The sequence below is a fragment of the Streptomyces sp. NPDC002004 genome (genome assembly GCF_053593975.1).
Genome location: NZ_JBSFDP010000006.1, coordinates 67467 through 93206 on the forward strand (window position 1 = coordinate 67467; position 25740 = coordinate 93206).

Below are 25740 nucleotides of genomic sequence, written 5' to 3' on the forward strand. Positions count from 1 at the left end.
ACTCCCCGGAGCCTGCCTCCCGCCGCCCGACCACCACCCCTGATGGAGCGCTGCGCGCGCCCCCATATGAGTGAACGCGGACAGGAGCGGTCATGCCCGCAACCCGCCAGTCGTCAACACCGATACAAAGGGCGCAGGTCGAATCCCCCCATATCGACACACCCCGAGCCGCCCGCCCCGCACAGCCCCCAGGTGATCCCATGATCGGCCGCATCCCCGTCCTGGACGTCCGCCCGCTCGTCGACTGCGGTCGGCGCCCCGCCAAAGCGGTCGTGGACGAGTCCTTCCAGATCACCGCGACCGTGTTCCGAGAAGGCCATGACGCGGTCGCCGCCAATGTCGTGCTCCGCGATCCGGAGGGCCGCAGCGGCCCCTGGACCCCGATGCGTGAACTCGCCGAGGGCACCGACCGCTGGGGCGCGACGGTCAGCGCGCCGAGCGAGGGGCGCTGGACGTACGCGGTCGAGGCCTGGTCCGACCCGGTCGCCACCTGGCGCCGGCACGCGAAGATCAAGATCCCCGCCGGCCAGGACACCGAACTGGTCCTGGAGGAGGGCGCCCTGCTGCACGAACGCGCCGCCGCCGGGGTCCCCAAGGCGAAGGGCCGCCGTGAGCGGGTGCTCGCCGCCGCCGACACACTGCGCGACACGGACCTGCCGGCGGCGGACCGGCTGGACGCCGCCCTCGCGCCCGGCCTCGCCGAGATCCTGAGCCGGTATCCGCTGCGCGAGCTGGTCACCTCCTCGGCTCCGCTGCCCCTGCTCGTCGAGCGCAGGCGGGCCCTGTTCGGCTCCTGGTACGAGTTCTTCCCGCGCTCGGAGGGGGCCGTGCTGCGCAAGGGCAGGCCGCCGGTCGGCGGGACGTTCCGCACGGCCGCCGAAAGGCTGCCCGCCATCGCGGCGATGGGCTTCGACGTGGTGTACCTGCCGCCCGTCCACCCCATCGGCACCACGTTCCGCAAGGGTCCCAACAACACGCTGCACGCGGGCCGGTACGACGTGGGCGTGCCCTGGGCGATCGGCTCCCCCGAGGGCGGGCACGACAGCGTCCACCCCGACCTGGGGACCATCGAGGACTTCGACGCCTTCGTGCAGCGCGCCGCGGATCTGCGCCTGGAGATCGCGCTCGACTTCGCGCTCCAGTGCTCGCCCGACCACCCGTGGGTGGAGAAGCATCCGGAGTGGTTCCACCATCGCCCCGACGGCACGGTCGCGTACGCCGAGAACCCGCCGAAGAAGTACCAGGACATCTATCCGATCGCCTTCGACCGGGACATGCCGGGGCTGGTCCGGGAGACCCTGCGGATCCTCCGGTTCTGGATGGACCACGGCGTGCGCATCTTCCGTGTCGACAATCCGCACACCAAGCCGGTGGTGTTCTGGGAGCAGGTGATCGCGGACATCAATCGCACCGACCCGGACGTCGTGTTCCTGGCGGAGGCGTTCACCCGGCCCGCGATGATGCACACGCTGGCGGCGATCGGCTTCCAGCAGTCGTACACCTACTTCACCTGGCGTACCACCAAGCGCGAGCTGACGGAGTACCTGACCGAGCTCAGCGGCGAGGCGGCCTCGTACATGCGGCCGAACTTCTTCGTGAACACCCCGGACATCCTGCACGCCTACCTCCAGAAGGGCGGGCGGCCCGGGTTCGAGGCGCGGGCGGTGCTCGCGGCGACGCTCTCCCCGACCTGGGGCATCTACAGCGGATTCGAACTGTGCGAGAACGTTCCTGCGCGCAGCGGCAGCGAGGAATACCTGGACTCCGAGAAGTATCAGCTGCGTCCCCGGGACTGGGCGGCGGCCGAGCGCGAGGGACGTACGATCGCACCACTCGTCACCACGCTGAACCGGATCAGGCGCCGCAGTCCGGCGCTCCAGCAACTGCGCGACCTGCACTTCCACCACGCCGACAAGGACGCGGTGATCGCGTACTCCAAACACAGCGGTTCGAACACGGTTCTGACGGTCGTCAACCTCGACCCGCACCACACCCAGGAGGCGACGGTCTCGTTGGACATGCCGCAACTCGGACTCGAATGGAATGAGTCCGTACCGGTGCGCGACGAGCTCACCGGCGAGACCTACCACTGGGGCAGGGCCAACTATGTGCGCCTCGAGCCGGGCCGTGCGCCCGCGCACATCCTGACCGTCCTGCGACCGTCCTCACCGATCGGAGGGTCACCCACAAAATGATCGTCAACGAACCCGTCCCGGACACCTTCGAGGACACCCCGGCACAGGACCGGGACCCGGAGTGGTTCAAACGCGCGGTCTTCTACGAAGTGCTGGTCCGTTCCTTCCAGGACAGCAACGGCGACGGCATTGGCGACCTCAAGGGCCTCACCGCCAAGCTCGACTATCTCCAGTGGCTGGGCGTCGACTGCCTCTGGCTTCCGCCGTTCTTCAAGTCGCCGCTGCGGGACGGCGGTTACGACGTGTCGGACTACACGGCCGTGCTGCCCGAGTTCGGCGACCTCGCCGACTTCGTGGAGTTCGTGGACGCCGCGCACCAGCGCGGCATGCGGGTGATCATCGACTTCGTCATGAACCACACCAGCGACCAGCACCCGTGGTTCCAGGAGTCCAGAAAGGATCCGGACGGCCCGTACGGCGACTACTACATGTGGGCCGACGACGACAAGCAGTACCAGGACGCCCGCATCATCTTCGTCGACACCGAGGCGTCCAACTGGACGTACGACCCGGTGCGCAAGCAGTACTACTGGCACCGCTTCTTCTCGCACCAGCCGGACCTGAACTTCGAGAACCCGGCCGTCCAGGAGGAGATCATCTCCGCGCTGCGGTTCTGGCTGGACCTCGGCATCGACGGCTTCCGGCTGGACGCCGTGCCCTATCTCTACGCGGAGGAGGGCACCAACTGCGAGAACCTGCCGAGGACGCACGCACTGCTGAAACGTGTACGTGCCGAGATCGACGCGCACTACCCGGACACGGTGCTGCTCGCCGAGGCCAACCAGTGGCCCGAGGACGTCGTCGACTACTTCGGCGACTTCCCGTCCGGCGGCGACGAGTGCCACATGGCCTTCCACTTCCCGGTGATGCCGCGCATCTTCATGGCGGTGCGGCGGGAGTCCCGGTACCCCGTGTCGGAAATCCTGGCCAAGACCCCGGAGATCCCGTCCAACTGCCAGTGGGGCATCTTCCTGCGCAACCACGACGAGCTGACGCTCGAAATGGTGACGGACGAAGAACGCGACTACATGTACGCGGAGTACGCGAAGGACCCGCGGATGCGCGCCAACATCGGCATCCGCAGGCGTCTCGCGCCCCTGCTCGACAACGACCGCAACCAGATCGAGCTCTTCACGGCCCTGCTGCTGTCGCTGCCCGGCTCGCCGATCCTGTACTACGGCGACGAGATCGGCATGGGCGACAACATCTGGCTCGGCGACCGGGACGCGGTGCGCACCCCGATGCAGTGGACGCCGGACCGCAACGCGGGCTTCTCGTCCTGCGATCCGGGGCGGCTGTACCTGCCCACCATCATGGACCCGGTCTACGGCTACCAGGTCGCCAACGTCGAGGCGTCGATGTCGTCGCCCTCGTCGCTGCTGCACTGGACCCGCCGGATGATCGAGATCCGCAAGCAGAACCCGGCCTTCGGGCTCGGTTCGTACACCGAGCTCCAGTCCAGCAATCCGGCGGTCCTGGCCTTCCTGCGCGAGTACAAGGACGACCTGGTCCTGTGCGTGCACAATTTCTCCCGCTTCGCGCAGCCGACGGAGCTGGACCTGCGGGCGTTCAACGGCCGCCATCCGGTGGAGCTGATCGGCGGTGTCCGCTTCCCGGCGATCGGCGAGTGGCCCTATCTGCTCACGCTCGCGGGGCACGGCTTCTACTGGTTCCGGCTCCGCAAGGACGCGGGCAGCACTGTTCCGGGCCCCGCCGTGGACGTCGTTCCGTAGACCACCGCGCAAGGCCCGTGGAACAGCAGCACACATGGGCCGGTGGAGCACCGCACAAGACCCTGGAAGGTCCGCAGAAAGGCCCGTGAAAAACCGTGGGAGGCCCGTAGGAGATCCGGAAGGAGATCCCGGAGGAGAGGCGCCCCCTTCTGCCGCGGGGCGGTTTCCGCCGCCCCGCCCGGGGCACGCTCACCTTCAGGCCCCGCTCTGGGTCCGTACGGACCATCCTCACCCGACACGTCCCGCACAGCCGCACAGTCTTTGCCGCATTCCGGGACACTGACGCGCACATTCCAGCAGGTGTGCCCGGGGAAAGGACGCGACGCCCATGTCGGAAGCTGTCACCCGTGCAGGCCGTGGGGGTCCCCCCTGCTCCGGCGAAGCCGGGAGCGTGGGGGAGGCACCCGCCACACAGTCGGGGCTGCTCGCGTCCCTCGATCCGCTGCTGCGTGCCTGGCTGCCCCGGCAACGCTGGTTCGCCGGCAAGGGCCGGCCCATCGCCGGCTTCTCGCTCGTCTCCGCGACGGACCTGCTGCCGCCCGGATCCTCGCCACGCCTGCTGCACCTCCTCGTGCGGACCGAGCAGCCCCCGGTCCCCGGACAGGGTTCGGCGGCGCACTCCGCCGACTGCTACCAACTCCTGATCGGCGTGCGCGAGACCCTGCCGCCGAGGCTGGCGCCCGCCCTGATCGGCCATGTGACCCACGGTCCGCTCGACGGCCGGTCGGTGTACGAGGCCCTGCACGACCCGCGGTTGGCGGAGGTGCTGCTGGAGGCGCTGCGGGTGCGCGCCCGCATCGGGGAGCTGCGCTTCGAACACGACGCGCGCGCCCCCATCGGATCCGGCCTGGTGCCCCGCATGCTGGGCGCCGAGCAGTCCAACTCCTCCCTGGTGTACGGCGATACGTTCATTCTCAAGCTCTTCCGCAGAATCGTCCCGGGAGTCAACCCGGACCTGGAGCTCCCCCTGATACTGGCCCGCGAAGGCTGCCCCAGGGTCCCGGCGCCCACGGCGTGGTTCCTCGCCGACGTTCCCGAGGCTCACCCGGTGGACGGGGCGGAGCCCGACGGCGGCCCCGGAGCGGGCCCGGCGGACGACACCTTCGTGCTCGGGGTCCTGCAGCCCTTCCTCAAAGGCGCCACGGACGGCTGGGAACTGGCGCTGCGGGCCCTGGCGAAGGGCGAGGACTTCCTCGCCGAGGCACGGGCGCTGGGCCGCGCCACGGCCGAGGTGCACACCGCACTGGCGCGGGGCCTGCCCGCCGTCACCCTCGGCCGCGCCCATGTGGCGCAGCTCGCCGATGACATGGCCGGGCGTCTCGACGAGGCCGCCCACGCGGTGCCCGCGCTGCGGCCGTACGTGCCCGGGCTGCGCTCGGCGTTCGAGGCGCTGGGCGCGCTGGGTGCCGAGGGCCGCACCTGGGCGGTGCAGCGCGTCCACGGCGATCTGCATCTCGGGCAGTGCCTGCGCGCCCCGTCGGGCGCCTGGTCGCTGATCGACTTCGAGGGCGAGCCGGCGCGTCCGCTGGCGGAGCGCCGGCTGCCGCAGCCACCGGTCCGGGACATCGCCGGGATGCTCCGCTCCTTCGACTACGCGGCGCGCTCGCACCGGCCGTGGGCACCCGACTGGGCGGCGGACTGCCGGGCCGCGTACTGCGCCGGGTACGCGGAGGTCTCCGGCCGCGATCCACGCTCCGAGCCGGTGCTGCTGCGCGCGTACGAGACGGACAAGGCCGTCTACGAAGTGCTCTACGAGGCCCGGCACCGCCCCGACTGGCTGCCGGTGCCCCTGGCCGCGGTGCGCCGGCTCGCCGACGCACCGTGAACGGCGCCCCCCGCGCCCCCGAACCTGCCTCTGTCCCCCACTCCCCCGCCGAAGCCCCACCTCCAAGGAGGCCACCTCCGTGACCCCTCGCCCACACTCGCGCAAGCCGTCCGACGAGGCGGACGCCCGGGTCGAGCCGCAGCCCCCGACGTCCGCACCGACCGCACCCCGTCCGGAGCGTGCCGCCGAGCGACCCGCCGGCGCCAAGGCCCCGGCGTCCAAGGCGGCGAAGAAGACGTCCGCGGCGAAGCCGGCCGCCAAGAAGGCCGCGCCGAAGAAGCCACGGGCGAAAGCTGCCGAGGCCACGGCGGCCGAGGCGAACGCGGCACCCGGGACCGACGGCGCCGAGGCGGTCCCCGGGGCGGCCGGCGCCCCGGCCGACGGGGCCGGGCCCGAGGCGGCCCGGGGCAGGGGCAGGCCGACGAGCGGCGACCGGTCCGCACCGGAGGTGCTCCCCCGGACCGGCCCCGCGGACCGGCCCGCCGGGTACGAGCCCGAGCCGGCCGACGTGCTGTCCGTCGCCTGGGTGACCGGTGACGACCGCGGGCGGCTCCTCGACGGCACGCATCACGACCCGCACTCCGTGCTGGGCGCGCACCGGATCCAGGGCGGCGTCGCCTTCCGGGTGCTGCGGCCGTACGCCAAGTCGGTCGCGGTGCTCGCCGGCGGGGTGCGGACCGCGCTGCACGAGGACGGCGACGGCTTCTTCTTCGGCGTCCTGCCGGCCGACGAGGTGCCCGACTACCGGCTCCTCGTGACCTACGACGGCCTGGAGCTGGAGACCCACGACCCGTACCGCTTCCCGCCCTCCATCGGCGAGTTCGACCTGCACCTGATCGGCGAGGGCCGCCACGAACAGCTGTGGCAGGCGCTCGGCGCCCGGCCCATGGTGCACGAGGGCGTGACCGGCACCCGCTTCACGGTGTGGGCACCGAACGCGCGCGGGGTGCGGGTGGTCGGCAACTTCAACCGCTGGTGCGACACCGGCTTCCCGATGCGGACGATGGGGTCGTCCGGTGTGTGGGAGCTGTTCCTGCCCGGGATCGGCGAGGGCGAGCTCTACAAGTTCGAGATCACCCGCCCGGACGGTTCACGGACGCTGCGCATCGACCCGCTGGCGCGCCGCACGGAAGCCCCGCCCGCGACCGCGTCGGTCGTGCACGAGTCGCACCACGTGTGGCGGGACGACAAGTGGATGGCGCACCGCGGCGACCGTCCGGTGCACCAGGCGCCGTTCTCGGTGTACGAGGTGCACCTGCCGTCCTGGCGCCCCGGGCTGACCTACCGCGAACTGGCGGACCAGCTGCCCGCGTACGTCAAGGACCTCGGCTTCACGCATGTCGAGCTGATGCCGGTCGCCGAGCACCCCTTCGGGGGTTCCTGGGGCTACCAGGTCACCGGCTTCTACGCGCCGACGGCCCGGCTCGGCACCCCCGACGACTTCAAGTACCTGGTCGACGCGCTGCACCGGGCGAGCATCGGCGTCCTGATGGACTGGGTGCCGGCGCACTTCCCGCGGGACGACTGGGCGCTGGCCGAGTTCGACGGGCGTCCGCTGTACGAGCACCAGGACCCGGTGCGGGCCGCGCACCCGGACTGGGGCACGCTCGAGTTCGACTACGGTCGCAGGGAGGTGCGCAACTTCCTGGTCGCCAACGCCGTGTACTGGTGCGAGGAGTTCCACATCGACGGTCTGCGCGTCGACGCGGTCGCCTCCATGCTGTACCTGGACTACTCGCGCGAGGACGGGCAGTGGAGCCCGAACGAGTTCGGGGGCCGGGAGAACCTCGACGCGGTGTCGTTCCTCCAGGAGATGAACGCGACGCTGTACCGCAGGGTCCCCGGCGTCGTGACGATCGCGGAGGAGTCCACGGCGTGGAGCGGGGTCACCCGCCCCACGCACCACGACGGGCTCGGCTTCGGCCTGAAGTGGAACATGGGCTGGATGCACGACTCCCTGGTCTACATGTCCAAGGAGCCGGTGCACCGCAAGTACCACCACAACGACATGACGTTCTCGATGGTGTACGCCTACAGCGAGAACTACGTCCTGCCGATCTCGCACGACGAGGTCGTGCACGGCAAGCAGTCGCTGGTGACGAAGATGCCGGGCGACTGGTGGCAGCGTCGCGCCAACCACCGCGCCTACCTCGGCTTCATGTGGGCCCACCCCGGCAAGCAACTGCTCTTCATGGGACAGGAGTTCGCCCAGGGCGCCGAATGGTCCGAGGAGCACGGCCCGGAGTGGTGGCTGATGGACGACGCGTACCACTCCGCCGGTGACCACCGCGGAATGCGTGATCTGGTGCGCGACCTCAACCACGTGTACGGCGACACACCGGCGCTGTGGCAGCGGGACACCGACCCGGAGGGCTTCTCCTGGGTCGTCGGCGACGCCGCGGAGGACAACGTCTTCGCGTTCCTCCGCCATGACGCGCACGGGACGCCGCTGCTGTCCGTCTCCAACTTCTCGCCGGTGGTCCGGCACGAGTACCGGCTGGGCGTCCCCGCGGACGTCCCGGTCTGGCGGGAGGCCGTGAACACGGACAGCGTCCGCTACGGAGGCAGCGACGTCGTGCACCCCGATCCCCTGAAGCCGGACCTGGAGCCGGCCCACGGCCACGGGGCGAGCCTGCGGCTCACACTGCCCCCGCTCGCCACGGTGTGGCTGCGCCCGGCCTAGCCAGGGTGCCCCCGGTGCGGGTCGCCCTTCCTGGCGGCCGGCACCGGGCTCACCGGACGTCCGCCTTCCGGCGCCCGGTACCGGGGCCCGTCCCGTCCGTCGGCCGCGGTCGTCACCAGCGCACCGCGGTGAAGTCGACGGGGCGGGGCCTGAGTTCCCCGGTACGCGCCGTGAGCCGCCGGAGCCGCCGGGTCATGTCCTCGGCGGAGAGGCGCCGGCGGTCACCGTGCCCCGGCAGCAGCCACTCGAAGCGCAGCCGGTCGGCGGTCCGGGCCAGGGAGGCGGCCAGCTCCTCGATGGAGTACCAGGTGACGCTGTCGACCACCTCGATGTCCGCTGTCGTGCGCGACCAGTAGAAACTGTCGCCGCTGAAGCAGTACCGCTCGTCGGCCAGGTAGAGCACGCTGCCTCGCGTGTGCCCGGGCAGCGGGAAGGCGATCACTCCTTCGGCGATCTCCGCCGGGTCGGTGCCGCGGAGCACACGGTCGGCGTCCGGGGCGGCGTCGAGGTCACCCTCGTGGATCCACAGCCGGGCGCCGAAGCGGTCGGCGTAACGGCGGCCGTGGGCGGCGTGGTCACGGTGGGTGAGCAGGACGTCGGTGACGGGGCCCAACGCTTCGTAGCGCGCGGCCAGGGAAGTGCTCCAGCGCGGTGTGTCCACCATCATCGTGGTGCCGTCGGGGCGTTGCAGCAGGTAGGAGTTGGCCCCCGCGGTCTGCGGGGAGTTGTGCCCGCACAGGTGCACTGTGTCGTCCAGGGCCATCGGGAAGGGGTCCAGTGCCGCGTCCAGCCGCCCGGCCGGCGGACGGATCGACCGGGTGGGGCAGGCATGGGCGGCTGCATGGAGCTGCCGGATCTCGCCGGTGTCGCGCGGCCGGCGCAGTATGACCGAGCGGCCGCCGGCCTCACCGATCAGACCGGGGGCAAGCTGCCGGGCGACGTCGCAGTTCGTGCAGCGCTCGTCGACGTACCAGTCCCCCTCCGGCCGCTCGTCCGCCTGCCGGCCGCCCTCTAACCGTTCGTCACCCATGGCTTCGCTTCTCCTTCCGCAGTGCGCCCGCCGACCGGGCGCTCACCTCAGGGGTATCCCGGGCCGTGCGGATTAAGGAAGGGGGTCCGGATCTTGTACTTGCGGCACCCTGCTGCTCTGCCGACCCGGACGCGGACGCCCGGGTCGGCAGGTTCGGGCGCCGGAGCCGGCGATCGGCACCCGGAACGCCCTGCGGTCACGGCGGTTCGGCTACAGCGCGAGCGCCTCCGGCAGGTCACCGGTGTGGAGGACGACCAGAGCCTGCGTGGCCCGCGTCAGGGCGACGTACAGGTCACTGGTCGGATACCGCCCCGGCTCGACGACGAGCACCGTGTCGAACTCCAGCCCCTTGGCCGCCCGCGGCTCCAGCAGCACGACCGGCTGCGTCAGATCCGGCTCGGCTCCCGCCACGATCCCGTCGAGCCCCGCGGCCAGCTCCTGGTGCAGCTCGCGCGGTGCGATCACGGCGAGGCGCCCCTCCGCGGGCCTCGTGTCGGCTACGGTCCCGGCCACCACACGGCCGAGCTCCGCCGTACCGGCGGCGACCACCCGCGGCCCGGCCCCGGTCGACCGCACCGAACGCGGCGGCTCGAATCCCGGGTGCTCCGCCCGCAGCACGCGCGCCGCGACATCCATGATCTCGGATGGCGTCCGGTAGTTGACGCCGAGCCGGGTGTGCTCGAAGCGGTCGTCGACGTACGGGGCAAGGATGTCCGCCCAGGAGCCGACCCCCGCCTCCTCGGCCGTCTGCGCCGGGTCGCCGACCAGCGTCATCGACCGCGTCGGGCAGCGTCGCATGAGCAGCCGCCACGCCATCGGGGACAGCTCCTGCGCCTCGTCGACGATGATGTGCCCGAACGCCCAGGTCCGGTCGGCGGCGGCCCGCTCGGCGGCGCTGCGGTGGTCCGCCTCCTCGTGCCGCTCGGCCATCCGCTCGGCGTCGATGATGTCGTGTGCGGACAGGACCTCCGACGCGTCGGGGTCGCCGTCCTCCTTGTCCTCGAACTCGTACGTGCGGGACGCGAACGACACGTCGAGGACGCCCTGCGCGTACGCGATCTCGGCGCGCCGCTCCCGCTCGGCGGCGGCGCGGGCGGCCCGGTCGTCCTCGCCGAGCAGCTCGGCGGCCTCGTCGAGGAGGGGCACGTCGGCCGGCGTCCATGCGCTCCCGCGGGGACGCCGGATCGCGGCGGCGTCCTCGTCACCGATGTGCGTGGGGTCCGCGAGGTAGTCGGCGACCAGTTGCCGGGGGGTGAGCCGCGGCCAGAGCTGTTCGACGGCGGCGTGCACCTCGGGGTTGGCGTCCAGCTCGTCGCGGATCTGCGTGACGTCGCTCGCGTCGAGCAGATTGGTCCCGTCGTACGGGTCGGTGCCGATGCGTTCGACGAGCATGTCGGTGAGCGCGTTGAGGATGTGGCCCTCGAAGTACTCGCGGGCGACGTTGTGCGGCAGCTTGGTCTCGCGTGTGCGGTCGCGGGCGACGCGCACCAGTCCCTCGTCGAGCATCAGGATCTCGCGGTCGTGCTCGATCGCGACGACCGGCTCGGGCAGCGCCTGCCGGTCGCGTACGACGGCGGCCAGGACGTCGGCCATGGCGGCACGCCCCTTCACGGCCGCCGCGTGCTGGGTGTCCGTCCCGGTCGCGTGCACCCCCGGGTACAGCTCGCCCATGGTCGCGAGCAGCACGCCGGTCTCACCGAGGGCGGGCAGCACCTCGCCGATGTAGCCGAGGAAGGCCGGGTTCGGTCCGACGATGAGCACGGCCCGCTTGGCCAACAGCTCCCGGTGCTCGTACAGCAGATACGCGGCACGGTGCAGCGCCACCGCCGTCTTGCCGGTGCCGGGGCCGCCCTCGACGACGAGCACACCGCGGTGCGGGGCGCGGATGATGCGGTCCTGCTCGGCCTGGATGGTCTGCACGATGTCGGTCATGCGGCCGGTGCGCGCCGCGTTCAGCGCGGCGAGCAGCACCGCGTCGCCCGTCGGGTCCTCGTGGCCGGTGCGTTCGCGGTCGTCGAGGTCCAGGATCTCGTCGTGCAGCGCGGTGACGGTGCGCCCGTCGGTGCTGATGTGGCGGCGCCGGCGCAGCCCCATCGGCGTGTGGCCGGTGGCGAGGTAGAAGGGGCGGGCGACGGGGGCGCGCCAGTCGATGAGCACCGGGGTGTGCTCGGTGTCGTCCGCGCGGATGCCGATGCGGCCGATGTGGTGGGCGGTGCCCGAGGTGAGGTCGATACGGCCGAAGCAGAGGGAACCGTCCACCGCGTTGAGCGCGGCCAGCAGCCCCGACCGCTCGGCGACCAGGATGTCCCGCTCCAGCCTGGCCTGCATGGGCGTGCTGCCCTGGGCCAGCGCATGGGACACGGAGGTCTCGGCGTCGCCGCGCAGGGCGTCGACGCGGTCGTACAGCCGGTCGATGAATTCCTGCTCACGGAGCATTTCCTGATCCGTGAATTCCGTGTTTGACAATTCCGCTCCCGCCCGGATATACTGTGCTCAGTGAGCTTCTTTGTGGCGTGAATCCATACAAAGCCACGAAGGATTTAATATACGCGGGAAATTCCCCCGGCTGTCAATCGGCCGGGGGATTTCTTTGTTCGGGCGGCGGGTCCGGACGGTGCACCCATGGCGGGCCGCCGGGCGGGTCAGCCCTCCGCGAGCTCCATCACCGAGAACACCGCGCCCCACGGATCCCGCAGCACCGCGAGCCGCCCGTAGGGGCTCTCCATCGGCGGGACGGTGATCTCGCCGCCCCCCGCGCCGTGCCGGGTCAGCGTGCCGTCGAGGCCGGTCACCGCGAAGCAGGTGAGCCAGTGCGCCGGCACGTCGGACGGGAAGTCGCCGCCCATCTCGCGCAATCCCGCGACCGGATGGTCACCGCCCTTGGGAATCAGCCCGTGACCGTCGATTTCCGGCATGTGCCGGGCCTCCAGATCGAATGCCGACCGGTAGAAGGCGGCCGCCAGCGGGACATCGCGGGTCTGGCAGTCGTTCCAGATCAGCGCGCCCGGCTCGTTCACCAGCCGCGCCCCGAAGAACTCCTTGTGCCCCCACACACCGAACACGGCGCCGCCCGGGTCGGCGGCCACCGCCATCCGGCCGAGGGTTCCGACGTCCATCGGCGGGAAGAGGATCGTGCCGCCTGCGGCCTTGATCCGCTCGGCCGAGGCGTCGGCGTCGTCGCTCGACAGATAGGTGGTCCACAGGTGCGGAGGCTCCGGCTGGCCCTCGGGGGCCATCGCCGGGCCGATGCCGCACACCGGCTTGCCGTACTTCTCGACGATCGCGTAGCCGCCGAACTCCGCGGGCCCCGGCTCGCCGCGCCAGCCGAACAGGTCGCCGTAGAAGTCGAGCGCCGCACGCTGGTCCTGCGCCATCAGGTCCACCCAGCACGGGGTGCCCGGCGCGTACGGAGCGGTTACCTCGGGCATGTCGGCCCTCCAGACCCGGCCAGATCCGGCCTCAGCGAATCCCGTCCACCGAATCCCCCCGACTCACTCTGGCACGGCCCGGAGGCCGCAGCACGTCGGCCGGACCGCGGGCGGCCCCACCCGGGCCGGGAACCGCGGACCACGGGCCGTACGGTTCCGACGGGCCGGATCACCGTACGCGAACCCCGCCTCACGGACTGTCGCCCGAAGCTCTGAGGAAACCTCACCTCAAGGAGCGGTCGCCACGGCTGATCGGCCGTCATCTGCGCCCCGAAGGCGCGTCACCGGAGTGCGCCGCCTGCCCGACGGCGCACTCCGGACGCATGGTGCGAGCGTGGCCCCGGCGGTCAGGAGGGCTTCGCGAACACCTGGACCGCGCGGTCGCCGGAGACCGCGACTCCGGTCTCGGTGAACTCGCAGCTCTGGATCGTCCTGCGGTGGGGGTCGCTGTTCATCCAGCCCCTGACGTGGTCAGCCGCCGTGTCGTAGCCGGGCCCGGAGACGTTCTCGCCCCACGCGCTGTAGCTGTAGCCGACCCGCTGCAGCCGGTCCGGCACATCGGAACCGTCGGACCCGTCGTGACTCGTGAGGTTGTTCTTCGACATGTCCTCGGCGTGGATCTTGGCGGCCTCGGTGAGCTTCGCGTTCTCCTTCAGGGCGGGGCACCCGGCCTTCTCGTGTTCCTCGTTGACGAGGGCGAAGATGTCGTTCGCGGATGCCTGCTGCACCGCGCTGCGGACGCTGGACTGCGTGCCGACGGGTGCCGCGACGGCGGCCGCGGTCGCGGCGGTCGCGCCGGTGTACACCAGCAGGGGCGCAGCGCACGTGGCGACACAGAGACGACGTATCCGGTGGGACTTGATCCGCATGGCATTCCCTTCTTCGTCCAGCGGAATCGGACCGCTTCGACGCCGGGGCGATGCAGCGGTCCGCGCGTTCCGGCACTCGGCGCCTCGGCGTCCGACGCACTGTGCGGGTCACGCCCGGTCGGGGCGGGACGGCAGTGTCCGGTGGCTGGGCGGACCGCCCAGCGGTCTCCGCTGTCGGTTCTCCGCGCCGGGGGGCGTCTGTCGCCCGGTCCGGCCGTGGGCAGGACGCACGGTCCTGCGAGACGCACGGTCCTGCGACGGGCCGCGGACCGTCCGGCGGTCTCCGCGTTCGATTCTGCGCGCCCGGGGGTGATCGCGCATCGCGGGGACCCGGACGCCTGGCCTCAGGGTGTGGGCGGCAGCAGCGGCTTCCGCGCGACGGGGGACGACAGGACGATCGACGTCGTCGTACGGCCGAGGGCCGAGGTCTGCTCGAGGACGTCCTCGAGGTGGATGGTGTCGGTGACCGCGACCTTGAGGATCCAGCAGTCCTCGCCGACCACATGGTGCACTTCGACGACCTCGGGCCGGTCGATGAGTTCACGGGTCCGGGGATGGGTGAGGGTGTAGCCGCCGTGCGGACTGACCCGGATGAACGCCTGGATGCCGTAGCCGATCCGGGCCGGGGCGACGTGCGCGCCGTAGCCCGTGATGGCACCGCTCTGTTCGAGGCGCCGGACGCGTTCGGCGACGGCGGCGGGGCTCAGCCGCACCCGGCGGCCGAGCTCACTCAGCCTGATCCGGCCGTCGAGCTGCACCAGTTCGAGGATCTGCCGGTCCAGCGCGTCGAACGACGCCACCGTTTCACCGGCGGCGGGACGCGGATACCGAGGTTCTTTCGGCGCAGCGGTCCGATCTCCCACGACTCCCCCTTCAGCGCCGCGTCGTGCGGCGGAAGAATTATGACCGCAAGGCCACGACACGAGGGACACGAGGGAAATCCGGTGCAGGGCGCCGGTCCTGAGGAGAGACGGGGGGCGCGGTGCGCGAGATATGTGTCATCGGGGGAAACCGGTATTTCGGGAAGCGGCTGATCGCCGGGCTGCTGGCGGCGGGTGACCGGGTGACCGTCGTCAACCGCGGTTCGACCGCGCCGCCGCCCGGCGTCGACCACCTCGTGGCGGACCGGGACGACGAGAAGTCCCTGCTGCGGGCCCTCGGTTCACGCACCTTCGACGTGGTCGTCGACCAGGTGCTCTACACCCCGCGCCAGGCGGAGGTGGCCCGCCGCGTCTTCGCGGGCCGCACCCCCCGGTATGTGATGACCTCGACGGTCGAGGTGTACGAGTACGAGGACTCCGCCGGCCTGGTGCCGGAGGGCGCCGTGGATCCGCTCACGGTCGGGGTGGACCTCGAACTGCCGTGGGACGACGCGGCGTTCCTCGACGCGCACTACGGCGAGGGCAAGCGTCAGGCCGAGGCGGTCCTCGCGGCGGACCCGGAGTTCCCCGGTGTCTTCGTGCGGGTCGCCCATGTGCTCGGCGGGGACGACGACTTCACGGGCCGGCTCCAGCACTACGCCGACCGCATCCGCATCGGCGAGCCCGTCGAGGTCCCCGTGCACAACCGTCCGGCGACCTACATCCACGTCGACGAGATCGCCGAGTTCCTGGTGTGGGTGACGGGTCAGGAGTTCACCGGCGCCGTGAACGCAGCGTCCCGCGGGACGCTGCGCACCGAGGACCTGTGCGCGGCCGTCGCTGCGCGGCTGCCCGGCGGGAGGACGGTGTTCCACGAGGTGGAGGTGGGCGAGACGTCCCCGTTCTCTTTCGCCCGGGCGTATCCGATGGACACCGCACGCGCCGAACGGCTCGGCTTCTCCTTCGGGACGAGTGCCGAGTGGCTGCCGCGGGCGGTGGCGGAGACGCTCGGTGCCTCCGCCGACGTCCCCGCACCCGGCGCAGGCGCCGCGGACATCGCCACGGCGGACGCCGCCCCGGCCGGCGGAAAGGACGCATGACGATGCGGTACCGCTCTCTCGGCACCCTGCGGGTCGGCGCGGTCGGGTTCGGCGCGATGCCGCTGTCCATCGAGGGCCGCCCCGACGAGGCGCGGGCCGTCGCGACGGTGCACGCCGCACTGGACGCGGGCGTGACCCTCCTCGACACCGCGGACTCCTACCACCTTCCGGGCGACCGGCCCGGCCACAACGAGGAGTTGCTGGCGCGCGCCCTCGCCGCCTACGGCGGCCGGACCGACGACGTGCTCGTCGCGACCAAGGGCGGCCGGGGCCGCCCCGCCGACGGCAGCTGGACCGTGAACGGCCGGCCGCACCATCTGCGCGCCGCCGCCGAGGCGTCGCTGCGGCGGCTCGGCGTGGAGGCGATCGGCCTGTACCAGCTGCACAAGCCGGACCCCTCCGTGCCGTTCGAGGAGTCCGTCGGGGTGCTGGGCGAACTGCTCGACGAGGGCAAGATCCGGCTGGCCGGGATCTCCAACACCGACACGACACAGATCCGCCAGGCCCACCGGATGCTGGGCGACCGCCTGGTCTCGGTGCAGAACCAGTACTCGCCCGCCGTACGGGACAGCGAGGCGGAGCTGCGGCTCTGCGCCGAGCTGGGTCTCGCCTTCCTGCCGTGGAGCCCGCTGGGCGGCATCTCGCGCAGCTCTCTGGAGGGGCCCGCGGGCCCCTCGGGCGCCGGGGGAGGTCCGTCGGCTCCCGGCGACGCGGACGGTGGCCGCTACGCGGCCTTCCACCGGGTGGCCCGGGAGCGCGGTGTGAGCCCCCAGCAGGTCTGCCTGGCCTGGATGCTGGCCTCGTCGCCGCACCTCGTCCCCATCCCCGGGGCGAGCCGTCCCGCGACGATCCGCGACTCGGCGGCCGCGGCCGATCTCGCCCTGGAGGCGGACGAACTGGCGGCTCTGGACGCGGCGGTGACCGGGTAGCGGACCGCGCGGGCGGGCGGCCGGCCGCGGCGGTGTCCGCCCGGGCCGCGCCTGCCCCGGTCCGCAGGGCGCGGATTCGGTCCGTCGGCACGGTCGTGCGCTGTCGGACCCCCGCGCTACGTTGCCCCCATGACGGAATACGTACTCGTGGCAGGGGCGTGGCTCGGTGCGTGGGCGTGGGACGACGTGGTGCCCGAGCTGCGCGCGGCCGGGCACGGCGTTCACCCGGTGACGCTGTCCGGCCTCGCCGAGAAACAGGGCGTGCCCGCGGGACAGCAGACCCATGTGCAGGACATCGTCGACGAGGTCGAGCGCCTCGGTCCGTGCGACGTCGTGCTGGTCGGGCACAGCTACTCGGGCATCCCGGTCGGACAGGCGGCCGCACGGGTCGCCGACCGGCTGGCCCGCGTGGTGTTCGTCGACTCCAATGTTCCGGCCGACGGCGTGTCGTTCGTCCGGAGCTGGCCGGGCGGGCGGGAGGTGGGCGCGGCGATCGTCGAGGACGGCGGCTTCTGGATGCCACCGCCGGCGGCCGAGTTCGACGGCCAGGGTCTCGACGCCGGGACGGTCGCACGGATCGTCGACCGGGCGACTCCGCAGCCGGGTGCCACGCTGACCGAGCCGGCCGTTCTGCCGCGCCCGCTCGCGGAGCTCCCGGCGACGTACGTCAAGTGCCTCCTCGACGGCCCGGAGCCCGGCGACGACGTCGCCGGGCTCCTCAAGAGCGAGCGCTGGGAACTTGTCGAGATGGACACCGGCCACTGGCCGATGTTCTCCCGGCCGCGGGAGCTGGCGCGGATCCTGCTCCGGGCGGGCGCCGGAACCTGATCGCCGCCGGGGGTGTCCTGCGGATCACGCCCGGTCCGCCGGACAACCCGATCCGTGGGACACACCCTGGTGCGGCGCCATCCGCACGGCCGCGACAGGCGGCGGCGACGAGCAGGGCGGCGGCCGTGGCGTACGCGTACCGCGCCCCGGCGTCGTGCGGCCCGCACGGAGGAGGACGAGCGGCGCCGCCGCGACGGGCCGGTAACCGGCGGCGGCCGCGCGCCGTCCGGCCGAACTGCAGGCCCGCGGGGCGCTCTTCTTCGACGTCGACATGGACGACCGGCCGCTCGGCGCGTCCGCCCGGGCCATGCTGTGGATGTCGGTGGCGCCCGCCCGCCCGGACGGGGTGGCCACCACGCTCGCCGGCCACGACGAGCCGGCCTTCGTCGCGGCGACGACCGGACCTTCGAACCCGGTGGGCGCAGGCCCCGGGCCCGGATCCGGGCTCCCTGCACGCGTATCCGACCGGCCGCCTCGGCGCGTTCGAGGCGATCCGGGATCGGGAGACGGCTCCCGTGCTGCGTACGGTGAAGGCGGCGGGCCCGGCCGTGCCCGCCGCCCCGTGGCACCGGCTCCGGGGCCGGTGCCACGAACGCCTGAATCAGGCCTTGTGGGGCACCCCCGCGGTCTCCTCCACCTCCATCAGGGAGGCGCTGTGCCGCTCCTCCTCGAAGGCGGCGCGGCCGCCGCGCAGACCGAACAGGCGCTTGGCGAGCGCGATGTAGAGGACGGCGAGGATGTTGAGGATCAGCGTGGCGATCTTCAACCAGCTGACCTTCTCGGTGAGTTCGTAGATCTCCAGCGGCAGGAACGCCGCGGTCGCGACCACCGTCAGGTACTCCGCCCAGCGCTTGGCGTACCACAGGCCCACGGCCTCGACGAGTTCGATCAGGGCGTACGCCAGCAGCGCCACGGCGACCAGCAGCAGCGTGGAGTGCCGGTAGCCGAAGACCTTCTGGATGCTGCCGACGACGGGCGAGTGGTCGAGGTCGTAGTGGAAGTGCCTGAAGACCGGCCGCAGGACGTTCAGATACTCGTCGAAGAGCCGGCGCACCGCGTCCTGGCTGTTGCTGAACTTCCACACCGCGGCGGCGACCAGCACGATGAACACGCCGCGCACCGCCCGCTCCACGGCCAGGAAGCGCAGGATGAACAGGTCGCGCAGCACCTTGCCGCGGGGCACCAGCGGCGCCTCGTCGGCCGGTCCCGAGCCGTGGGGCTCGCCCAGCGCGAAGTCCCCGCAGCGCAGACAGCGCCAGGCCTCGCCCAGGCTCGTCTCGGCGCGCAACCGGCCGCGCAGGCCCGACTCGTCGGGTGCGTACGTCACATGACCGCGCCGCGCACACGTCCGCCGGTCCCAGTCGATCTTCATGGTTCCTCTCCCGCGCCCTGTACGGAACGTGCCGTGCCGGTGGTCCGGCACGGCACGGTAGTGCATGTCATCCAGGACGCGGGGCCGGGGGGCGGGGTTCCGGCGGCGCGGGACGGTTCTGCGGCCGGGGCCTCACTCGGCGCGGGCGGCCACGGGGTCGTCCGCCCCTTCCTCGGGGCTCCCTTCGGCTCCGGTGCCGGCCGCCGGGGCCGGGGACTCCCCGTCGGCCGCTCCGGGTCCCCGCCGGGGCAGCAGCACGGCGACGAGGAGCGTGCCCACGCCGAGGATCACCGCGCCGACCAGGCTCGTGTGGGCGACCGCGTCGGAGAAGGCGGAGCCGACGGCGTCGGCCATGTCCCGGGCGCCGTGGGCGAGTCCGTCGGCCTGCGCCTTGAGCCGGGCGGCCTGCTGGGGCGTGTCGGCGTGGGCCGCCTGCGCACCGAGCCTGCGGGCCTGGTCGCCGATGTGCCGGGCGACCGCGTAGCCGGCGCCGACGGAGTCCTGGGCGGTGCTCAGCGCGTCGGCGGGCAGCTTGCTGCCGGCGGCGGCGTCCGCCAGGTGCGAGGAGTACGACTTCGCGAGCACGGAGCCGAGCAGTGCGATGCCGAGCGAGCCGCCGAGTTCCAGCGAGGTGTCGTTGACGGCACCGCCGACGCCGAGTTCCGCGTCGGGGAAGGCGCCCATGATCGCGTCGGTGCAGGGCGACAGGGCGAGTCCGATGGCGAGTCCGAGGACGACGAGCGGCAGCACGAGGTCGCCGTAGGCCGATCCCGCGTCGACGCGGATGAGGAGCGCGAGCGCCGCAGTCCCGCCGGCCATGCCCGCGGTCACCGTGATCTTCATGCCGATGCGCGGCGTGAGGTAGCCGGTGAGTGCGGAGCCCACGAAGACGGCCCCGGCGAGCGGCAGCATGCGCACACCGGTCTGGAGCGGGTCGTAGCCGAGCACGAACTGGAGGTGCTGGGTCAGGTAGTAGAAGGCGCCGAAGACCGCGAGGAAGAACAGCGCGACCGCCAGGTTCGAGCCGGCGAAGCGGCGGTGCGCGAAGCGGCGTACGTCGAGGACGGGGCGGGGGTGGCGCAGCTCCCACAGGACGAAGAGGACGAGCCCGGCGCCGGCGACGACCGCGGCGGTGACGGCCTTGGTCCCCCAGCCGAAGTGCGGCCCCTCGATGATCATGTAGACGAGGGAGCCGACCCAGACGACGGAGAGCAGTCCGCCGACGTAGTCGATGCGGTCGTGGTGTGCGGCGCGGGACGGCGGTACGAGCACCAGGGCGGCCACCGCGGCGACGGCGGCGACCGGGACGTTGATCAGGAACGTCGAGGACCAGCCGTGGTGCGCGAGGAGCGCGCCGGCGACCAGCGGGCCGGCGGCGATGGCGATCCCGGCGGTCGCCGTCCACAGCGTGATGGCCTTCGCCCGCTCGCGGCGCGGGAACGTCGCGGCGAGCAGCGACAGCGTGGCCGGCATGATCAGCGCGGCGCCGACGCCCATCACCGCACGGGCCGCGATGACCCCGGCCGCGCTGTCCACCAGCGAGCCCGCCACCGCCCCGCCGCCGAAGACCAGCAGACCGAGCAGGAGCGCACCACGGCGGCTGTACTTGTCCCCGATGGCGCCGAGCAGCAGCATCAGGGCGGCGTACGGGACGGTGTAGCCGTCGATGACCCACTGGAGGTCGGCGCTGCTCAGGCCGAGGTCACGGGTCATGTCCGGGGCGGCGACGGTCAGCGCCGTGTTCGCCATCACGATGATCAGCAGGCTCAGACAGAGCACCAGCAGGGCCCACCAGCGGCGGGCGTAGGGCCGGTCGTCCGCGTGGACCGGTTCGTTCACGACGAGGCGCATGACGGGTGCCCCTTCCCTTCCCATTGCGTCGCCGCGGCTGCGGGCCCGTGGGGCGCCGCGCGCACGGCAGAGTTGCACAGCACTGTGCAATTACACACCGCTGTGCAATTTACGCCGATGCACAGCCATGTGCAAAATGGGCGGTGTGAGTTCCGGAAGAGCCGATGCCAACCGCCGCCGCATCCTCGACGTGGCCCTCGCCGAGCTGCTGCGGGACCCGGACGCGTCCATGGACCAGATCGCACGCGCCGCGGGGGTCGTCCGCCGCACGGTCTACGGGCACTTCCCCAGCCGTGAGGCGCTGGTCGCCGCACTGGTCGACGAGGCGGTCGAGACCGTCGCGATCGCGCACGCCGGGGCGCACACCGGCGTCGACGATCCACCGGAGGCGGTGGCGCGCTCGGTCCTCGCGGTGTGGGAGATCGCCGACCGCTACCGGCTGCTGGTCTCACTGGCGCAGCGCAGCGTCACCGTGGAGGGCATCCGCGCCCGGCTGGCACCGGTGCGCGAGGCCTGCGCCGACGTCCTGCGCCGCGGCCTCGAGTGCGGCGACTTCGCCTCGCCGCTCCCGCCGGTCGCCCTGGCGTACGCCCATGAACAGATCCTCTTCGGACTGATGGAGGCGGTGAACGACGGCCTGCTGGACCCGCGTGCCGCGGGCGCCCAGGCGGCGGTCACCGTGCTCACCTCGGCGGGCGTGCCCGCCCCGCGCGCCGCCGAGCTGGTGGCACGGCTGGACGGATAGGGGCGCGGGCGGCCGCGGCATGCGTCGGCCCGTCCTGCCGGGGGGTGCAGGACGGGCCGAGCGGATACCGGGGCTCCGGGGGGCGTCAGGCCGTGGCGGCCGGCTCCTTCGTGTCGCCGCGCGGGGCAGGGCTCTCGTCGGGCGACGCCGGACGGGCGTCGTCGACGAGGGTCGTCTCGTCGAAGGGCAGGTCGCCGGCCAGGACGCGCGTGACGCGGTCGCGGTCGACCTCCTTGGTCCAGGTGCCGATGAGGAGCGTGGCGACGGCGTTGCCCGCGAAGTTCGTCAGGGCGCGGGCCTCGCTCATGAAGCGGTCGATGCCGATGATCAGGCCGACACCGTCGACGAGGGCGGGCTTGTGCGACTGAAGGCCGCTGGCCAGGACGGCGACGCCGGAGCCGGAGACGCCGGCCGCGCCCTTGGACGCGATCATCATGAAGAGCAGCAGCCCGATCTGCTGGCCGATGCCCATCGGCTGGTCGAGCGCGTCCGCGATGAACAGCGACGCCATGGTCAGGTAGATCATCGTGCCGTCGAGGTTGAAGGAGTAGCCCGTCGGCACGGTGATGCCGACGACCGGACGGCTGACGCCCAGGTGCTCCATCTTCGCGATCAGACGCGGCAGCGCCGACTCGGAGGACGAGGTGGAGAGGATCAGCAGGAACTCCCGGCCCAGGTACTTCAGGAGCTGGAAAATGTTCACCCCGGCGGCGAGGCGCAGCAGCGCGCCGAGGACGATCACGACGAACAGGAAGCACGTCACGTAGAAGCCGAACATGATCGTCGCGAGGGCCTTGAGCGCGTCCACGCCCGTCTCGCCGACCACCGCGGCCATCGCGCCGAAGGCGCCCACCGGGGCCGCCCACATGATCATGGACAGGATGCGGAACACCAGCTTCTGGATGTGCCCGATCCCGCGCAGCACCGGCTCGCCGGCCGAGCCCATCGCCTGGAGTGCGAAGCCGACGAGCAGGGCCACCAGCAGGGTCTGGAGCACCTGCTCCTGGGTGAAGGCCGAGACCAGAGTGGTCGGGATGACGCCCAGCGCGAAGTCGACCGGCCCCTCCGCGGCCGTCTTCGCCTGGGCGTGGCCGACCGCCTTGACCGTCTGCGTGAGGTGCATGCCGTCGCCCGGGTGCAGCACATTGCCGACGACGAGGCCGATCGCGAGGGCCACCACCGACATCACCAGGAAGTAGCCGAGCGCGAGACCGCCGACCTTTCCGATGCTCGCGGCCTTGCGGACCGAGCCGACGCCCAGCACGATCGTGCAGAAGATGATGGGCGAGATCATCATCTTGATCAGGTTCACGAAGCCGGTGCCGAGCGGCTTCAGCTCCTTGGCGAAGTCGGGCGCCGCGAAGCCGACGACGATGCCGAGCAGCACGGCACCGATGACCGCGAGATAGAGGTAGTGGGTTCTGTCCCGCTTGGCGGGGGACGCCACCTGTGTTCCGGCCACGGGGTGCCTCCTTGACGACGACATCGGCGCTCTTCGGTTACGCGCAGTGCGTGCGGCTCACGTCCTGGGCGGATGCGGTGACTATCTCCCAGGCTGTGAGGGCGGTCACCCTTCCGTTCATTGAGTTCGCGCCATGCACACGACGGCTTCGCGCCACGCGCCGTCCCACCCGCGCCCCACGCCGTGGAGCCCCGTCCAGCCCCGCACCCTCGCGCCCGCGCCCGGCGCCGATCGCCTCCGCCGTGCACCCGGGACCACCGCCTCCCCGCCGCACCGCGCCGCATCCGGACGGTCAGGCTCATTTACACCGCCCGTGGACGGCGAGGCAGACTGACTCCATGCGTCTCCCCCGCGTACCCCGTCCCCGCAGCCTCGCCGGGCAGCTCTTCGCCATGCAGGCGGTGCTGGTCGCGCTGGTGGTCGCCGGGTGTGCGCTGTTCACGTACATCAGTGACGGGAACCAGGCGGAGCAGGCGGCGCAGCGGCAGGCGGAGGCCGCGGCGCGCGCGGTCGCGGACGCGCCGTCGGTGGTCGCCGCCATCCACGGCCCGGACCCCTCGGCGAAGCTCCAGCCGTACGCGACGCAGGTGCAGCGGGGTACCGGCGTCGACTTCGTCACGATCATGGACACCCACGGGATCCGCTGGACCCACCCCGATCCGGGGCGCATCGGCGAGCGCTTCCTCGGCCACATCGGCCCGGCCCTGCACGGGCGCACCTTCTTCGAGACGTACACCGGGACGCTCGGCCCCTCGGTCCGCGTGGTCACCCCGGTTCTCGACCACGGCAGGGTCATCGGGCTGGTCAGCGCGGGCATCACGGTCGAGGAGATCAGCGCGCAGGCGCGCGGCCAGCTCGTCCTGCTCTCCGGGGTCGCGGCCGGCGCGCTCGTCCTCGGCGGCATCGGCACCTATGTCGTCAACGCCCGGCTGCGCCGCCACACCCACGGCATGAACGCGGCCGAGCTCAGCCATATGTTCGACTATCACCAGGCCGCGCTGCACGGGGTGCGCGAGGGGCTGCTGATGCTGGACGGGCAGCGGCGCATCGCACTGATCAACGACGGCGGACGGGAACTGCTCGGTGTCGGGCCCGACTCGGTCGGCCGGTCCGTCGCCGAACTCGGTCTGCCCGCACCGCTGACCGGAGCACTGCTCGCGGACGAGCCACGGGTCGACGAGGTGCACCTCACCCCGGCCCGGGTGCTGGTCGTCAACACCGCGCCGGTGTCCAGCGGTCGGCAGCGCGGCACCGTCGTGACCCTGCGCGACCACACCGAACTCCAGTCCCTGATGGGCGAGCTCGACTCGGAGCGCGGTTTCACCCAGGCCCTGCGTTCGCAGGCGCACGAGGCGGCGAACCGGCTGCACACCGTGGTCTCCCTGATCGAACTCGGCCGCGCCGAGGAGGCGGTCGACTTCGCGACCGCCGAACTGGAGCTGGCCCAGGCCCTCACCGACCAGGTGGTCGCGGCGGTACGCGAACCGGTGCTCGCCGCGCTCCTGCTCGGCAAGGCCGCCCAGGCGAACGAACGCGGCGTGGAGCTCGTGGTCTCCCCCGACAGCCGCCTCGACGACGGCTTCCTGCCCTCGTCCCTCCCGCCCCGCGACCTGGTCACGGTCCTCGGCAACCTCATCGACAACGCGATGGACGCCGCCCAGGGCACCCCGCGCGCCCGCGTCACGGTCACGGCCCGCGCCGACGACCACGGCCTGCTGCTCCGCGTCGCCGACACCGGAGCGGGCGTGGATCCGGCCCACCGGGAGGCGATGTTCCGGCGCGGCTGGTCCACCAAGCCGTCGGGCCCGCGCGGCCGCGGTCTGGGCCTGGCCCTCGCCCACCAGGCGGTGACCCGCAACGGCGGGACGCTCACGGTGGCCGAGGCGGAGGGCGGCGGCGCCGAGTTCACGGCGCAGCTCCCGCTCACCGGCCCGGGCGGCGGCGCGGACGACGCCACCGCCGGCGGCCGCGCCGCGGGGCCGCGGGAATCCGGTGGCCCGGACGGTGCCGCGAGCAGGGCGGGGCGGGCACGGCCCACGGTGCCGGGCCCCGCGACCGGGGCGTCCACCCGTCCGAACCCAGCCGCAGGGGGCACCCCGTGACCGAGGACATCCGGGTTCTCATCGTCGAGGACGACCCCGTCGCGGCCGACGCCCACCGGCTCTACGTCTCCAGGGTCCCCGGGTTCACCCCGGTCGGCATCGCCCGCTCGGGGACCGAGGCGCGCCGCGCACTGGACCGCACCCCCGTCGACCTGCTGCTCCTCGACCTGCATCTGCCCGACGTCCACGGGCTCCAACTGGCCCGTACCCTGCGCGCCGCAGGGCACCACGCGGACGTGATAGCCGTGACCTCGGCCCGCGACCTGGCGGTGGTCCGCGAGGGCGTCTCGCTGGGCGTGGTCCAGTACGTGCTGAAGCCGTTCACCTTCGCCACCCTGCGCGACCGCCTCGTTCGCTATGCGGAGTTCCGCACCACCGCAGGCGAGGCCAGTGGCCAGGACGAGGTGGACCGGGCGCTGGCGACCCTGCGCGCCCCCGGCCCGGCCGCCCTCCCGAAGGGCCTGAGCGCCCCCACGCTGGACCGGGTGACCCGTGCCCTGCGCGGCGCGTCCACGGAGGGGATCACTGCCACGGTCACCGCCGAGTCCGTCGGCATCTCCCGCATCACGGCCCGCCGCTACCTGGAGCACCTGGTGGACACGGGCCGGGCGGCGCGCAGCCCGCACTACGGCCAGGTGGGCCGCCCGGAGCTGCACTACCGGTGGCTGTCGGGAACCGGCTGAGGACCTCCCGGCCGTACCGGAGAACACCCCGCGGGGCAGCCGACG

General features: G+C 72.4%; 18 protein-coding genes. 10 read left to right on the forward strand and 8 right to left on the reverse strand.

Translation table 11 applies throughout. The features are described 5' to 3' along the window. Nucleotides 1-200 precede the first annotated feature (200 nt). The 4 genes from ACWCP6_RS12420 (at nucleotide 201) to glgB (ending at nucleotide 8436) form a co-directional block, all read left to right on the forward strand. The gene (locus ACWCP6_RS12420) at nucleotides 201-2195 is read left to right on the forward strand and encodes an alpha-1,4-glucan--maltose-1-phosphate maltosyltransferase (RefSeq protein ID WP_450932351.1); all 1995 of its coding nucleotides are present in this window, start codon (nucleotides 201-203) and stop codon (nucleotides 2193-2195) included. Then, complete coding sequence (treS, locus tag ACWCP6_RS12425; RefSeq protein WP_450932352.1) at nucleotides 2192-3928, forward strand: maltose alpha-D-glucosyltransferase; 1737 nt, start codon at nucleotides 2192-2194, stop codon at nucleotides 3926-3928. Before ACWCP6_RS12420 ends, treS begins: the two co-directional genes overlap by 4 nt. A 328-nt stretch (nucleotides 3929-4256) precedes the next feature. Next, nucleotides 4257-5753: a maltokinase N-terminal cap-like domain-containing protein gene (locus ACWCP6_RS12430; RefSeq protein WP_450932353.1), complete on the forward strand. Its 1497-nt coding sequence runs from the start codon at nucleotides 4257-4259 to the stop codon at nucleotides 5751-5753. A 79-nt stretch (nucleotides 5754-5832) separates the two neighbouring features. Continuing rightward, entirely contained in the window at nucleotides 5833-8436 is a 2604-nt protein-coding gene (glgB, locus tag ACWCP6_RS12435) for a 1,4-alpha-glucan branching enzyme (RefSeq protein WP_450932354.1), read from the forward strand. 112 nt (nucleotides 8437-8548) lie between these two features. Here glgB and ACWCP6_RS12440 read toward each other — a convergent pair whose 3' ends face one another. The 5 genes from ACWCP6_RS12440 to ACWCP6_RS12460 form a co-directional block, all read right to left on the reverse strand. Then, a complete protein-coding gene (locus ACWCP6_RS12440) occupies nucleotides 8549-9466 on the reverse strand; it encodes an MBL fold metallo-hydrolase (protein ID WP_450932355.1) in 918 nt (305 codons plus the stop codon). Between the two features lie 210 nt (nucleotides 9467-9676). Further along, nucleotides 9677-11902, reverse strand: a complete 2226-nt coding sequence (locus tag ACWCP6_RS12445) for a HelD family protein (RefSeq protein WP_450932356.1) — start codon at nucleotides 11900-11902, stop codon at nucleotides 9677-9679. Nucleotides 11903-12108: 206 nt separating this feature from the next. Further along, nucleotides 12109-12894, reverse strand: a complete 786-nt coding sequence (locus tag ACWCP6_RS12450) for a VOC family protein (RefSeq protein ID WP_450932357.1) — start codon at nucleotides 12892-12894, stop codon at nucleotides 12109-12111. A gap of 347 nt (nucleotides 12895-13241) precedes the next feature. Continuing rightward, on the reverse strand, nucleotides 13242-13763 hold the full coding sequence (locus ACWCP6_RS12455) for a CAP domain-containing protein (protein ID WP_450932358.1): 522 nt from the start codon (nucleotides 13761-13763) through the stop codon (nucleotides 13242-13244). Nucleotides 13764-14107: 344 nt separating this feature from the next. Continuing rightward, on the reverse strand, nucleotides 14108-14563 hold the full coding sequence (locus ACWCP6_RS12460) for an Lrp/AsnC family transcriptional regulator (protein ID WP_450932359.1): 456 nt from the start codon (nucleotides 14561-14563) through the stop codon (nucleotides 14108-14110). 182 nt (nucleotides 14564-14745) lie between these two features. On the opposite strand from ACWCP6_RS12460, the gene ACWCP6_RS12465 reads away from it, so the two are divergent. The 3 genes from ACWCP6_RS12465 (at nucleotide 14746) to ACWCP6_RS12475 (ending at nucleotide 17480) form a co-directional block, all read left to right on the forward strand. Then, the gene (locus tag ACWCP6_RS12465) at nucleotides 14746-15723 is read left to right on the forward strand and encodes an NAD-dependent epimerase/dehydratase family protein (RefSeq protein ID WP_450932360.1); all 978 of its coding nucleotides are present in this window, start codon (nucleotides 14746-14748) and stop codon (nucleotides 15721-15723) included. A 2-nt stretch (nucleotides 15724-15725) separates the two neighbouring features. Continuing rightward, nucleotides 15726-16652 carry an aldo/keto reductase gene (locus ACWCP6_RS12470; RefSeq protein WP_450932361.1) on the forward strand — a complete coding sequence of 309 codons (927 nt, stop codon included), beginning with the start codon at nucleotides 15726-15728 and terminating at the stop codon, nucleotides 16650-16652. A gap of 129 nt (nucleotides 16653-16781) precedes the next feature. Then, nucleotides 16782-17480, forward strand: coding sequence for an alpha/beta fold hydrolase (locus ACWCP6_RS12475; protein ID WP_450932362.1), 699 nt, complete (start codon nucleotides 16782-16784; stop codon nucleotides 17478-17480). A gap of 601 nt (nucleotides 17481-18081) precedes the next feature. Here the strand turns inward: ACWCP6_RS12475 and ACWCP6_RS12480 are convergent. Both ACWCP6_RS12480 and ACWCP6_RS12485 read right to left on the reverse strand, forming a co-directional pair. After that, a complete protein-coding gene (locus ACWCP6_RS12480) occupies nucleotides 18082-18852 on the reverse strand; it encodes a DUF2127 domain-containing protein (RefSeq protein WP_450932363.1) in 771 nt (256 codons plus the stop codon). 132 nt (nucleotides 18853-18984) lie between these two features. After that, nucleotides 18985-20703, reverse strand: coding sequence for an MFS transporter (locus ACWCP6_RS12485; RefSeq protein ID WP_450932364.1), 1719 nt, complete (start codon nucleotides 20701-20703; stop codon nucleotides 18985-18987). Between the two features lie 136 nt (nucleotides 20704-20839). Between ACWCP6_RS12485 and ACWCP6_RS12490 the strand changes: the two genes are divergently transcribed. Continuing rightward, nucleotides 20840-21448: a TetR/AcrR family transcriptional regulator gene (locus ACWCP6_RS12490; RefSeq protein ID WP_450932365.1), complete on the forward strand. Its 609-nt coding sequence runs from the start codon at nucleotides 20840-20842 to the stop codon at nucleotides 21446-21448. Nucleotides 21449-21533: 85 nt separating this feature from the next. Here ACWCP6_RS12490 and ACWCP6_RS12495 read toward each other — a convergent pair whose 3' ends face one another. Further along, nucleotides 21534-22934 (reverse strand): cation:dicarboxylate symporter family transporter, encoded by a 1401-nt coding sequence (locus ACWCP6_RS12495; RefSeq protein WP_450932366.1) that lies wholly within the window; start codon nucleotides 22932-22934, stop codon nucleotides 21534-21536. A 314-nt stretch (nucleotides 22935-23248) separates the two neighbouring features. On the opposite strand from ACWCP6_RS12495, the gene ACWCP6_RS12500 reads away from it, so the two are divergent. Then, nucleotides 23249-25012 carry a sensor histidine kinase gene (locus tag ACWCP6_RS12500; protein ID WP_450932367.1) on the forward strand — a complete coding sequence of 588 codons (1764 nt, stop codon included), beginning with the start codon at nucleotides 23249-23251 and terminating at the stop codon, nucleotides 25010-25012. Next, nucleotides 25009-25695 (forward strand): response regulator, encoded by a 687-nt coding sequence (locus ACWCP6_RS12505; RefSeq protein ID WP_450932368.1) that lies wholly within the window; start codon nucleotides 25009-25011, stop codon nucleotides 25693-25695. The genes ACWCP6_RS12500 and ACWCP6_RS12505 overlap by 4 nt, the downstream gene beginning before the upstream one ends. The last annotated feature ends 45 nt before the right edge of the window (nucleotides 25696-25740 follow it).

Coding starts and splice junctions, on each gene's coding strand:
- ACWCP6_RS12420 (WP_450932351.1), top strand. CDS start 201: ATGATCGGCCGCATCCCCGTCCTGGACGTCCGCCCGCTCGTCGACTGC.
- treS (WP_450932352.1), top strand. CDS start 2,192: ATGATCGTCAACGAACCCGTCCCGGACACCTTCGAGGACACCCCGGCA.
- ACWCP6_RS12430 (WP_450932353.1), top strand. CDS start 4,257: ATGTCGGAAGCTGTCACCCGTGCAGGCCGTGGGGGTCCCCCCTGCTCC.
- ACWCP6_RS12440 (WP_450932355.1), bottom strand. CDS start 9,466: ATGGGTGACGAACGGTTAGAGGGCGGCCGGCAGGCGGACGAGCGGCCG.
- ACWCP6_RS12445 (WP_450932356.1), bottom strand. CDS start 11,902: ATGCTCCGTGAGCAGGAATTCATCGACCGGCTGTACGACCGCGTCGAC.
- ACWCP6_RS12450 (WP_450932357.1), bottom strand. CDS start 12,894: ATGCCCGAGGTAACCGCTCCGTACGCGCCGGGCACCCCGTGCTGGGTG.
- ACWCP6_RS12455 (WP_450932358.1), bottom strand. CDS start 13,763: ATGCGGATCAAGTCCCACCGGATACGTCGTCTCTGTGTCGCCACGTGC.
- ACWCP6_RS12470 (WP_450932361.1), top strand. CDS start 15,726: ATGCGGTACCGCTCTCTCGGCACCCTGCGGGTCGGCGCGGTCGGGTTC.
- ACWCP6_RS12475 (WP_450932362.1), top strand. CDS start 16,782: ATGACGGAATACGTACTCGTGGCAGGGGCGTGGCTCGGTGCGTGGGCG.
- ACWCP6_RS12480 (WP_450932363.1), bottom strand. CDS start 18,852: ATGAAGATCGACTGGGACCGGCGGACGTGTGCGCGGCGCGGTCATGTG.
- ACWCP6_RS12485 (WP_450932364.1), bottom strand. CDS start 20,703: ATGCGCCTCGTCGTGAACGAACCGGTCCACGCGGACGACCGGCCCTAC.
- ACWCP6_RS12490 (WP_450932365.1), top strand. CDS start 20,840: ATGGGCGGTGTGAGTTCCGGAAGAGCCGATGCCAACCGCCGCCGCATC.
- ACWCP6_RS12495 (WP_450932366.1), bottom strand. CDS start 22,934: ATGTCGTCGTCAAGGAGGCACCCCGTGGCCGGAACACAGGTGGCGTCC.
- ACWCP6_RS12500 (WP_450932367.1), top strand. CDS start 23,249: ATGCGTCTCCCCCGCGTACCCCGTCCCCGCAGCCTCGCCGGGCAGCTC.